Genomic DNA, 12320 nt, shown 5'->3' on the forward strand with positions numbered 1-12320 from the left:
GCGTTCGAAATGACAATAAATGAGTTATTAAAATATTCTTTCCCAAATCCCCTTAAACGCGTCGCCAAATCTGGCTACGTCCCGAAAAGTCACTATCAGCACCAAGAGCATTAGCAGCGCGAAGCCGATATTATGGATAGCGCCTTCAACTTCGCTTTTAACCGGCGAGCGCTTTATTTTTTCAATGATTAAAAACAATATTCGGCCGCCGTCCAGCGCGGGAAAAGGAAAAAAGTTTATGACCGCTAAATTAATTGACAGTAAAGCCGTGAATTGGAGCAAATAAACAAAACCCATCCGCGCGACTTGGCCGGTTAGGGTGGCGATTCCCACCGGACCGGATAAATCAGCGGTCACGCCATGACCTAAAATTAAACCTTTAATTAGCTCACAAAAAGCTACAATAATCGCCCAAGTTAAAATAAAAGTCGTTTTAACGCCTTCTAGAATCGCTAAATACCACGGATAGCTAACTATGCCGGTTTCGGTAATGGCGACGCCGATTCCTCCCCTATTCGTCTCCGGCATCAGCTCGGGAACGATCTTCGCCTCGGTTAAATCCCGGCCGCGTTTTATTTTATAAAATAATGCTTTGCCGATATTAGAATTTACGTAATTCTGCAACTCTTCATAATTTAAAAAACTATTGTTATCTATGCTGACGATAGTATCGCCGATTTGCAAGCCGGCTGATTCGGCCGGAGTATTTTTCATGACTTCTACAATTTGGATTTTTTTATCGCTGACATTCGCGCGCGCGCTTAGCTGGCCGTCTAAAGACTGGGGCAGGCCGATCATAAAACCGGCGCTGATTAAAACCGCGGCCAAGATAATATTCATGGTCACGCCGGCCGACAGCATAAAAGCTCTTTGCCAAATCGGCCGACCGGCGAAACTGTCCGGCTCATTTCCCCCTTCGCCGTTTTCGCCCTTAATCTTTACAAAGCCGCCGAGCGGCAGCCAATTGATGGAATAAATTGTACCCGGGCAATCGCTCACCTCTTTAGCGCCCCGGATAAATTTCCATTGGCCCTGGTTATTTTTATAAACTCCGAAAGCTCGGGGCGGAAAGCCAAAACCGAATTCCTCGGCCCGAACGCCGAATTTTCGCGCCATCATAAAATGCCCGAGCTCATGCGCGAAAACCAGGACAGAGAGAACTATGATGAATGTAATGATAGTTAGAAACATAAAAATTTGAATGCCAATGACAATCAGTTTAGATCGTCATTATTTCTTCTTCTTTTTTATCTTTAATACTTTTTAAAGCGTCATTTTGCCTGGTGATTTCTTCGTCCAATTCTTTAATAAATCTGAATTTATCATCTTCATTCATGGTTTTATCTTTAAACGCTTCTTCAATCATATTCTTAATTTCATCTCTAATTTGCCGTAACGCTATTCTCGCTGTTTCCATTTTTTCGCTCAATTTTTTAACCAGCTCTTTGCGATTTTCCTCGGTTAATTGCGGCACCACCAGCCTGATTTTATCGCCTTCATTAACCGGATTTACGCCCAAATTAGCGGCTGTCAGAGCTTTTTCAATATCTTTGGCAATGGTTTTATCCCAGGGCGTAATAACGATACTGCGCGCTTCGGGTACGCTGATTGAAGCCAGGCCGACTAAAGCGGTTTTCGTGCCGTAGGCATCAACATAAACGTTGTCCAGCATAGCCGGATTAGCCCGTCCGGTCCTTAGGCTTGAGATGTCTTTCTTAAAAAAATCAATGGCTTTAATAAAATCAGCTTGCTTGGTTTGAATGTATTGATTCATAAAATATCATTAAATATCATTTAATTATTTCTTAATCTGTCTGGCCGCCAAATACAGGATAGCAGGATTTTTCGGATCTAACAACAATTTAAAGCCGACGCGGCTGGTTGGCAATTTTTTTGACGACCAATTTTTTCCTCCGTCCGACGAACGATAAAAAGTCGTGCCGGTCGCGTAATATATCTGGTCAACGTCGCTAGGATCAACGGCGACAGAGTATATTTTAGCTTCTTCTTCTTCGGTTAAAAGCTCAATTTTTGACCAAGTGTCGCCGTCATCGGTTGATTTTAATAAGCCATAATCAGTGGCTAAAAATATGTTTGCTTTTTCCGACTTTACTATGATTAAATCGCGAAAACGATTGCTGCCGTCAAAATCTTTTAATTTATCGGCCATTTTTTCCCATTTATCGCCGCCGTTAACCGAGCGAAAAATACCTTTAGTCGCCGTACCGGCGAACATGACTTTCGAGCTAACCGGGCTAATGACAATTTTATCAACCCGGCTGTTAACCCTGTCTAAAGCGCGCCAGCTAGCTCCTTTATCCGAGCTTCTAATAATATCGCCGTTAGAAGTTCCGATAAAAATATTATTGCTGCTCGCATGATCAATCACCAGCGAGCTTATAATCGCTTGCAAATCATTATCAAAATAAACTTGCGCCCAAGTGCGGCTGCAATCTTCAGATTTAAAAACTTTATTGGCCGCTGTGGCATAAATAATACACTTATTCGCCGGATCAACCGCGACGCTAATTATGCTTACCTTGCCTAACCCGGCGGCAATCTGCCAGCCAAGAGCGCCGTCATAGCTATAGAACAAGCCATTTTCAAAACTGCCGGCATAAATAGCTTTATTATCGCTCGGATCAAGGCTTAAAGAGATAATGTCAACGCCGGCAAAACTTCTCTTAGCATTAACGCCCTGGATTGAGGATAGTTGCGCCCAAGTCGCTCCCTTATTTAAAGATTTAAAAACTCCGCCGTCATTAAGGCCGCCTGTGCTTGAGCTTGAGCCGGTATTAAGGCTTAATGAACAGCCGGCCAGCATAAGCGCGGTTAACGGCAGTAATAACCCAACTTTTAAAAATTTATTTTTTAGCATATATTTTAGTTAATTTTTTAAATTTTAAAAGCTTACCGCCACGCTTTCCAGCGCCAGCCGAGGATTAACGTTGGCCGCCAAATATTCCCGGCTCTGCTTTAAAACATTTATTAAATTTAACAGCGTTTTTAGGCTAAGCTTATTTTTTACCGCTTCCAGCTCTTTAGCAAACGCTTCATGCTGGATTAAATCGCTTAAATTCAATTCCATAAGCATTAAATCTCTGGCTAAATTCTGCCAAATATCAATAATCCCGGCCGCCGATTTAACCGCTTCCTGGCCACGCGCGTCTTTCCCTAAAATATTTTCAATAGCGCTAAAACGCTCGTTGATATCAGGGCTTAAAAAGCCGGCGAAAGACTTAACGTAAGATTTGTAGCTTTCGCAGTATTCTTTGTCTTCTATAAATTTTAAGGCCAGCGCCGGCCGGCCGGCCGACAAGCGGGAAAAATTCTTAGCCTGGCTCCTTGAAGCTTGATGGTTTTTAATCAAATCATCGTAAATATCGTCGCTTTTAACCGGCAAAAAATTTAAAATTTGGCTGCGCGATATTATGGTTTTGGGCAAAGATTCAAGGTCGGTAACGGTTAAAATTATCACCACTTTAATTTTCGGCTCTTCCAAAGTTTTTAACAAGGCGCTAACCGCCCCTTCGCTTAAATTTTCCGCGCCCTTGATAATGCCGACTTTATAGGAATTTAAAAACGAGCTCATGCTTAAATTTCTGATAAAATCCCTGACTTGCTCAATGGAAATATTTTTTTTATCTTCCTCTCTTTTAATTAAATAAATATCGCTATGGATATTTTTAACCGCTTCTAAACAGGCCGGGCATTTGCCGCAAGGCGAAATTAATTTATCTTTAGCTTCGCAAACCAGGCTGCGCGCGAAAAAATGCGCGGCCGTGGTTTTGCCCAAATTAGCCGGACCGGTAAAGATATAGCTGCCGGAAATATTTTTTTTAGCCAAACTTTTAGATAAAAACTCAAAAATATGGCCATTGCCGACTAAAGGCCAGTTTGATTTAGCGGCTTCAGTTTTCATGAAATAATTATAACTTTTTATGGCAGACAAGTCAAAAAATATTAATTTCGCTTAGACGTCCGACGTCCCGGGGACGTCGGACGTCTTTTCTTGGTTGACTTTTACGGCCGAATATTAGTATAATAATCCCATGAATAATAAACTTAAAAAACTAGTTTTGCTCGGCGGGGACATAGCCGTCCTCTATTTTTCCTTGTATTTGACTTTAGTAATCAGATATTTAAGCGACTACCAAGCTAAAACCTGGGCGGCGCATTTCTGGCCGTTCACGGCTATTTTTATTTTATGGCTGATCATTTTTTATATCTCTAATCTATATAACCTGAATTTAGCCGTAAACAATATAAAATTTTACCAATCAAGCGGACGCGCCCTGATTATCGCCGGCCTGGCCTCGCTTACTTTCTTTTATTTAATGCCGCGAATCGGCATCGCGCCGAAAACCAATTTATTCATATATATCATAGTTTTCGCGGTTATTTTTTATCTTTGGCGCCAATTCTATAATTATTCGCTAAAATCATACCTGCCTAAAAGAAATATCGGCATCGTCGGCTATAATAATTTAGTGGCGGAAATTATCAACGAGTTCAGGCAAAAGCCCCATCTAGGCTATAATCTAAGCTTTATAGTTGACGACAGCGGCGAAAAGCAGGCGGCCGGCATCAGACCGATTACCGACTTGGAAGTATTGCTGGCTGAAAATAAATTGGATACGGTTATTTTATCTTCCGACCCGCACCGGTCGGAAAATCTGCGCGCTGTTTTATTCAATTCGCTTTACCGCCGGATAAATTATGTCAGCCTGCCTAATTTCTACGAAGCCATAACCGGCAAGGTCCCGCTGGATTCGGTTAACCAAATGTGGTTTTTAGAAAACTTAAGCGAAAGCAATAAAATCTGGTTTAACCGCCTAAAAATAATTTATGATTTCATTATCGCTCTGGCGATTTTTATTATTACTCTGCCCTTCTGGATTATTATCGCCGTAATAATTAAACTAGAGAGTCCCGGACCGATATTTTTTATTATGAACCGGGCCGGACAAAATAATAAAGTATTCAAGTTGATAAAATTCAGAACCATGAGAGAAAAAAATAATGATTACGCGCCGACCCGAGCGAACGATCCCCGCATAACTAAGTTCGGCGGATTTCTAAGAAAAACCAGGCTTGATGAATTGCCCCAAGTTATTAATATACTGAAAGGCGAAATGAGCTTCGTCGGGCCCCGCCCGGAGCGGCCGGAGCTGATCCTTGAGCTTGAAAAGCAAATCCCCTTCTATGGCCAAAGAACTTTAGTCAAGCCCGGCCTGACCGGCTCGGACCAGATTTCCGGCGAATATCATTCGCCGTCGCGCGAAGACAGCTTAAAAAAATTGCAATACGATCTCTTCTATATAAAAAACCGATCTTTATTTTTAGACCTGTCCATTATTTTAAAAACCGTCGCCACGGTAATTTCCAGAGGCGGCATGTAAACCACAAGACGTCCGACGTCCTATAAATACTTTGACCCGTTTTGACACCTTTTGACCTCTTTGCTATACTAATCCCATGCCTACGCAAATTGACCCAAACACAATCTATACTACGGCGGAAACGCAAAAACTGCTAAAAATCAGCAACAGCACTATTAAGCGCATGCTTAAAAACGGCTTGATTAAAGCTAACAAGGTTGGCGGGCAATATAGAATACTGGGCAAAGAAATCCTGCGCCTGGTTTCTCCGGAGGTGGAAAAAAAAGCCATAAAATCATATTTAAATATAAAGCAAAAAGTCGTAAATACTATAAATAAATGGTAAAGCGTGATTAAGCTCGCGCTTTTTTATTTTATGAGCACAAAAAAAGCATTAATCACCGGCATAACCGGCCAAGACGGCAGCTATCTGGCAGAGCTGCTTTTAGAAAAAGGCTATGAAGTGCATGGCATAATCAGACGCGCCAGCACTTTTAACACCGAAAGGATTGACCACTTATATAAAGACCCGCATATTAACGGCGTGCACCTTTTTCTGCATTACGGCGATTTATCCGACGGCAGTAACTTAAACCGCATTTTAGAAAAAATCAGCCCGGATGAAATTTATCATCTAGGAGCGCAAAGCCATGTCCGGGTAAGCTTTGACCTGCCGGAATATACGGGCGATATCAGCGGACTGGGAACGGTAAGGCTGTTAGATGCCATCAGAGATACTGAAATAAAAACTAAATTTTACCAAGCCTCGTCAAGCGAGATGTTCGGCTTAGTTGATAAACTGCCGATTACCGAAGCCACGCCCTTCCATCCCCGCTCGCCTTACGCCTGCGCCAAAGTTTACGCTTATTGGATAACTAAAAATTACCGCGAAGCTTATAATTTATACGCCACCAACGGCATCTTATTCAACCACGAAAGCCCGCGCCGCGGCGAAACTTTCGTCACCAGAAAAATTACTCGCGGCCTGGCCAGGATTAAATTAGGTTTGGATGAAAAATTATTCCTCGGCAATTTAGACGCTAAGCGCGATTGGGGCTATGCCAAAGATTTTGTCTATGGCATGTGGCTAATGCTCCAGCAAGACAAACCGGATGATTATATTTTAGCCACTAACGAAACTCATGATGTTAAAGAGTTCGTAAATAAAACCGCTGAAACTTTAGGCATGGAAATCACCTGGCAGGGCCAAGGGTTAGAAGAAATTGGCGTAGACAAAAAAACCGGCAAAACAATTATTGAAATAGACCCGAAATATTTCCGGCCGTCCGAAGTGCCGATACTGCTCGGCGACTATGCCAAAGCCAAAACTGAACTCGGCTGGGAGCCGAAAGTTAAATTCACGGAACTGGTAAAAATCATGGCCGAAGCGGATTTTGAAAAAGAGAAAGCAAAACTATAAATAGACTTGCCATTCCCGCCCTCTTGTCATTCATGCGAAGGCTAAAGGACGGGAACTTCAAAAAATTCCAACTGTTAATAAATCCTTAATAGTTCAAAAAGAGGGAGAAAGAAGCATAAAACGCGAAATAGTATTTTATAATTTAGATATTAGCTAATATTTGACAAATTATTAATAATTATATATATTAGTAATATAAGAAATACAATAATTTATATATTGATAATATAAATATGCTAGAAAAAAGCAAAATTGAAGAAGTTTTTATTGACCAATTCAGCCAATTCAAAAACAAAAATAGCGGCATGGAAAGAATGGTTAATATTAAAAAATATCTAGCTACCGAGCAAGTCGTGGTTATTTCCGGAATTAGGCGCTGCGGTAAATCCACGCTTTTAAAGCAATTCGCCGATCATTTAAATAATTTTTATTACATAAACTTCGACGATGAGCGCCTGATAAATTTTACCGTTGATAATTTTAATGATTTGCTGGCTGTCTGGCAAAAAAACTTCAAATCAACGAACATTCTTATTGATGAAATTCAGAATATAAAAAGCTGGGAGCGATTTATCAGGCGGATTCATGATGAGGGCTATAAAATTTTTATTACCGGCTCAAATTCAAAGCTTTTGTCGTCAGAGCTATCCACCCATCTAACCGGCAGATATAAAAAACTGGAACTCTACCCCTTTTCTTTCGTTGAGTTTATTAAATTCAAAAACATCCCGGCTCAAGCGAAAACAACGGAGGAAAAAGCCGTGTTAAGCAAATTTTTCAGCGAATACCTATCACGCGGCGGCTTTCCTGAATATATAAAAAATAAAGATACGGAAACCGTCAAAAGAATTTATGAAGACGTAATCTATAAGGACATAATCGCCAGATTCGGCATCCGTGAAATCAAATCGTTCCGACTTTTGGCCAATTGGCTTTTTACTAATTTTACCAAAGAAGCAAGCTATAATTCCCTGGCAAAAATACTGGGAATAAAAACAGCCGCCACGGTTAGCGAATACGTCTCGTTCCTGCAAGAAGCCTATTTACTGTTTGAATTGTACAAATATGATTATTCCTTAAAAAAACAATACACTTCAAACAAAAAAATATATGTAATAGACAATGGCCTGCGCAACGAAATCGCTTTTTCCGTTTCGGAAGACCGCGGACGGCTTTTAGAAAACATCGTTTTTATTGAACTAAAAAGAAGGGGGCAGGAGGCATATTTTTTCCGAGGGAAAAAAGAATGCGATTTCATCCTATTGGAAAAAAATAAAATAAAACAAGCCCTGCAAGTATCTCTCGATTTTAATGGCAACAATAAAAAACGGGAGATGGACGGACTGCTTGAAGCAATGATAAAATTTGATTTGCCGTCAGGCGTGATTTTGACGGAAGACCAAGAAGAAGAAATAAAAATAAGCGGAAAAAAAATAAAAATACAGCCAGTCTATCGCTGGTTGGTTGAAAATTAATTATGCATCTTTAATTATTCACAGCATTCTGATTGATTCGGATGAGCCGTATTCGTAGCGCGGCGTCTAATTAATTTATTCGGATTTAATTATATGAATAAAAACTCTAAAATTTATTTAGCCGGCCATCAGGGTTTAGTCGGCTCGGCGATTTTAAGAAAACTCTCCGCCGAAGGATTCACTAATCTGATTTTAAAAACTCGCGAGCAGGTTGACTTATTTGATCAGCGGGCTACGGAAAAATTTATGGCCGAGGCTAAGCCCGAATATGTAATTTTAGCCGCGGCCAGAGTCGGCGGCATCGGCGCCAACGTAAATTACGGAGCGGATTTTTTATACGAAAATCTGCTGATTCAAAATAACGTTATCTGGTCGGCGCTCAAAAGCGATGTAAAAAAACTTTTATTCCTCGGCTCTTCCTGCATTTACCCGCGCCAAGCCAAGCAGCCGATGAAAGAAGAATATCTCTTAGACGGCAAGCCGGAGCCGACTAACGAAGGCTACGCTTTAGCTAAAATCGCCGGCATGAAATTATGCGAAAAAATATTTGAACAATACGGCCGCTGCTTTATCTCCTGCATGCCTACCAATATGTACGGCCCAAATGATAATTTTGATCTAGCCACCTCCCATGTCATTCCGGCCCTGCTTCGGCGCCTGCATGAGGCTAAATTGCGAAACGAGGCGCAGGTGCAAATTTGGGGCTCGGGCAAAGTCAGGCGGGAATTTTTATACGTTGACGACTTGGCGGAAGCGGTAATTTGGCTGATGCAAAACTATAATGAAAAGCAATTTCTAAACGTTGGCACCGGCCAAGATATTGCTATCAGCGAATTAGCCGAACTGATAAAAAAAATCGTTGGCTACCAAGGCGAATTGGCGTATAACACTAATAACCCGGACGGTATGCCGCAAAAACTTTTAGATGTTGAGAGAATTAATAAATTGGGCTGGAGCCATAAAATAGATTTAGAGCAGGGGCTAAAGCTGGCTTACGGCTGGTATTTAAAAAATAAAGTATGACTGTCTGCTATTTTGGCATTTATAAAGCTGACTACAACCGCAATAAAATTATAATGGCCGGCTTAAGAGCCAACGGCCTGGAGATTTTAGAATGCAACAGCCGGCTTAAGGGGCCAAAAAAATATTTTGATTTGATAAAAAAGCACCGCGCCTTAAAAAATAAATATGACGTGATGATCGTCGGCTTCCCCGGCTATCAAGCCATGATTTTGGCAAAATTGATTACCGGCCGGCCGATTATTTTTGACGCTTTTTTTTCGCTTTACGACGCTATGGTAAACGACCGGAGAGCCGTCAGCCGCCTCCATCCCTTAGCTTGGTATTTTTGGCTTTTAGACTGGCTGTCAGGCTCTTTAGCCGACCGGATACTTTTAGATACCGGCGAGCACATTAAATATTTCGCCAAAACATTCGGCCTAAAGACGAAAAAATTTATCCGAGTAATTATCGGCGCCGATACGGATATTTTCCGCCCGGCGCCGGCTAAACCGGCCTCGGCTGATTTTTTAGTCCATTTTCACGGATCATATATCCGCAACCAGGGTATCAACTATATCGTTGACGCGGCCGAAAAGCTAAGAGGAGAAAATATTATTTTCAGCTTAGTCGGCGCCGGGCAGGATTTCACGCGGATTAAAAATAGAGTTGACGAACTGAAGCTGGCGGAAAAATTCCAGATACGCGGTTTTCTGCCGATTGAGGGCTTACTAGACTCCGTCCATAAGGCTGATCTTTGCTTGGGAATTTTCGGCTCGGGAGAAAAAACGCAAAGGATTATATCCAATAAAATTTTTGAATGCCTGGCCTGCCAAAAAGCCCTTTTAACCGCGGACACGCCGGCCATGAGAGAATTATTTTCCGAAAATGAAGTGGCTTTCTGCCGCGCCGGGGACGGAGAGGATTTGGCGGAAAAAATATTATATTTAAAAAATAATCCGGAAACCAGAGAATCTTTAGCCAAAGCCAGCTATGAATTTTTTACGAACAACCTGCGGCCTGCCGGCTTAACGGCGGAATTAGCAAAAATAATCGGTTCATTGGCGGAAAAAAAATAAAGCTTAGAGGCCGAACAGGCATCATGCCAATTAATCGCCAAACTATAAAACATTTTATGCCGGATAACCAATGGAAAAAATACGAGCAAGCTTATCATCTGCGCTCGCTTAAATACGCGAAGGGCGGTAAGCTGAAATTCAGCCGCAAGCATGAAGGCCTGGCTGAATACCTTAACGAGGCGGCGGAAAAAATCGGCCGAACGGATTTTTCATTTTTAGACGCCGGCTGCGGCAACGGAATTTATCTGAAATATATGGGCGATAAATACCCGGAAGCGCGGCTCCACGGCTTTGATTTTTCCCAAACCATCGTGGATATCGCTAAAAACAACGCGCCAACAGCTGAAATTAAATCGGGCAACCTGGAAGCAGCGCCCTATGCCGATGAAAAATTTGATATAATTTTATGCACCCAGGTGATTGAGCATCTTTTAGACGATAAAAAAGGCTTAACTGAATTATACCGCCTGCTAAAACCAAATGGTTATTTAATTATCAGCACGGACAACGAGGATAATCTGGTCAGTAAATTCCTTAACTTGCCGATTAAACTATTATCCTCCCCCTACCGGCTACTTAAAAGACTACTGCCTGATAAAAAATATTTTCCGCATAAATCATATAAAATCGGCGAATTCACAAAATTAATAAAAACTAGAGCCTTAATTATAGAAAAAATTTCCACTTTCCGCTTTTCCCTGCCCTGGCCGTTTTATAAAATGGGATTATTAAACCAGCTATTAAACAAACTTGAAACATTCGCCGGCAATAAAAACTTTTTTAGAAATAACGGCGATATCGTCGTCGCTTTATGTAAAAAATAAATATTTACCCCGTTAGAAGTACCAATTTTAGCGGGCAAAAACAAATTGTCTTTAATCATTAATTAATATGAAAACTTCTAACGGGGTGGAAACAATAATCAGGCCGAAAAAAACTTTTTCTTTAAATGACATAAAAGAAATCTGGCAATACCGCGAGTTGCTCTATTTTTTTACTTGGCGCGATTTAAAAGTCAGATATAAGCAAACCGCCATCGGCGTGGCTTGGGCTATTTTCCAGCCGTTTACCACCATGATTGTTTTTAGCATCTTTTTCGGCGGCTTGGCCAAAATGCCTTCCGACGGCATCCCTTATCCGATCTTCGTTTATGTCGGCCTGTTACTCTGGCAATTTTTTTCTTCGGCTTTAAGCGAAACGTCAAGCTGTTTGATTTCCAACCAATCAATCATTACTAAAGTTTATTTTCCGCGCCTGATCCTGCCGCTAGCCTCTACTCTAACTAAATTAGTTGACTTCGCGGTCGCTTCAATTATTTTAGTCGGTCTGATGGCCTATTACCATTACACACCGAATTTAGCCGGCCTATTAATTCTGCCTCTGCTTTTACTTATAAGTTTCATGGCCGCGGTAAGCATCGGCTTATTTTTAGCTTCAATCAACGTTAAGTACCGCGACGTGCGCTATGCTCTGCCGTTTTTTATCCAGATTATGTTATTTTTAACGCCGGTAATTTACCCGCCTTCAATTGCAGGAAAATATTCCTGGATTTTAGCCATTAACCCCATGACCGGAGTAATTAAAGCCGCGCGTTCGGCGCTACTCGGCGGCGCGCCGATTAACTGGGAACTCTTAGGCATCTCCGGTATTACCTGCTTTATTTTACTGATTTTCGGCGTAATTTACTTTAAAAAAACCGAAAGATATTTCGCGGACATCATTTAAATATGAATTCAATGATTGAGGTAAAAAATTTAGGAAAAAAATATAATATTACCCATCGCCTGGGCGGATATATCGCTTTGCGCGATGTTATCGCCAATACTTTTAAAAATCCTCTAAAATTTTTAAAGCACAAAACTAAACAGGTTCTAGGCAGAGAAACCAAAGAAGAATTTTGGGCGTTAAAAGATATAAATTTTACGATTAATAAGGGCGAGGCGGTCGGCATTATCGGCTCTAACGG

13 protein-coding genes are annotated in these 12320 nt (G+C 41.3%); 9 read left to right on the forward strand and 4 right to left on the reverse strand.

What is annotated here, in order from left to right:
* Window positions 1-27 precede the first annotated feature (27 nt).
* The 4 genes from rseP to WC639_03910 are packed head-to-tail and all read right to left on the reverse strand — an operon-like array spanning window position 28 to window position 3922.
* Window positions 28-1191 (reverse strand): RIP metalloprotease RseP, encoded by a 1164-nt coding sequence (gene rseP / locus WC639_03895; GenBank protein MFA6306922.1) that lies wholly within the window; start codon window positions 1189-1191, stop codon window positions 28-30.
* 28 nt (window positions 1192-1219) lie between these two features.
* The gene (gene frr, locus WC639_03900) at window positions 1220-1774 is read right to left on the reverse strand and encodes a ribosome recycling factor (GenBank protein MFA6306923.1); all 555 of its coding nucleotides are present in this window, start codon (window positions 1772-1774) and stop codon (window positions 1220-1222) included.
* 24 nt (window positions 1775-1798) lie between these two features.
* Window positions 1799-2878, reverse strand: a complete 1080-nt coding sequence (locus WC639_03905; GenBank protein MFA6306924.1) for a YCF48-related protein — start codon at window positions 2876-2878, stop codon at window positions 1799-1801.
* Between the two features lie 24 nt (window positions 2879-2902).
* Window positions 2903-3922, reverse strand: a complete 1020-nt coding sequence (locus WC639_03910) for a DNA polymerase III subunit (GenBank protein MFA6306925.1) — start codon at window positions 3920-3922, stop codon at window positions 2903-2905.
* A 130-nt stretch (window positions 3923-4052) separates the two neighbouring features.
* Here WC639_03910 and WC639_03915 point away from each other — a divergent pair, with 130 nt between their 5' ends.
* The 9 genes from WC639_03915 to WC639_03955 form a co-directional block, all read left to right on the forward strand.
* Window positions 4053-5402, forward strand: coding sequence for a sugar transferase (locus WC639_03915; protein MFA6306926.1), 1350 nt, complete (start codon window positions 4053-4055; stop codon window positions 5400-5402).
* A 76-nt stretch (window positions 5403-5478) separates the two neighbouring features.
* On the forward strand, window positions 5479-5727 hold the full coding sequence (locus WC639_03920) for a helix-turn-helix domain-containing protein (protein ID MFA6306927.1): 249 nt from the start codon (window positions 5479-5481) through the stop codon (window positions 5725-5727).
* A 30-nt stretch (window positions 5728-5757) separates the two neighbouring features.
* The gene (gene gmd / locus WC639_03925) at window positions 5758-6801 is read left to right on the forward strand and encodes a GDP-mannose 4,6-dehydratase (GenBank protein ID MFA6306928.1); all 1044 of its coding nucleotides are present in this window, start codon (window positions 5758-5760) and stop codon (window positions 6799-6801) included.
* A gap of 233 nt (window positions 6802-7034) precedes the next feature.
* Entirely contained in the window at window positions 7035-8276 is a 1242-nt protein-coding gene (locus WC639_03930) for an ATP-binding protein (GenBank protein ID MFA6306929.1), read from the forward strand.
* 93 nt (window positions 8277-8369) lie between these two features.
* Window positions 8370-9299: a GDP-L-fucose synthase gene (locus tag WC639_03935; GenBank protein MFA6306930.1), complete on the forward strand. Its 930-nt coding sequence runs from the start codon at window positions 8370-8372 to the stop codon at window positions 9297-9299.
* Window positions 9296-10354 carry a glycosyltransferase gene (locus WC639_03940; GenBank protein MFA6306931.1) on the forward strand — a complete coding sequence of 353 codons (1059 nt, stop codon included), beginning with the start codon at window positions 9296-9298 and terminating at the stop codon, window positions 10352-10354. Before WC639_03935 ends, WC639_03940 begins: the two co-directional genes overlap by 4 nt.
* A 56-nt stretch (window positions 10355-10410) precedes the next feature.
* Window positions 10411-11178, forward strand: a complete 768-nt coding sequence (locus WC639_03945; GenBank protein ID MFA6306932.1) for a class I SAM-dependent methyltransferase — start codon at window positions 10411-10413, stop codon at window positions 11176-11178.
* 67 nt (window positions 11179-11245) lie between these two features.
* The gene (locus WC639_03950; protein MFA6306933.1) at window positions 11246-12079 is read left to right on the forward strand and encodes an ABC transporter permease; all 834 of its coding nucleotides are present in this window, start codon (window positions 11246-11248) and stop codon (window positions 12077-12079) included.
* A gap of 2 nt (window positions 12080-12081) precedes the next feature.
* Window positions 12082-12320, forward strand: a 239-nt coding sequence (locus WC639_03955) for an ABC transporter ATP-binding protein (protein ID MFA6306934.1), incomplete at its 3' end; no start/stop codon positions are given.

Source organism: Patescibacteria group bacterium (assembly GCA_041662965.1).
GTDB lineage: Bacteria > Patescibacteriota > Patescibacteriia > Patescibacteriales > GWC2-42-12 > JACPHD01.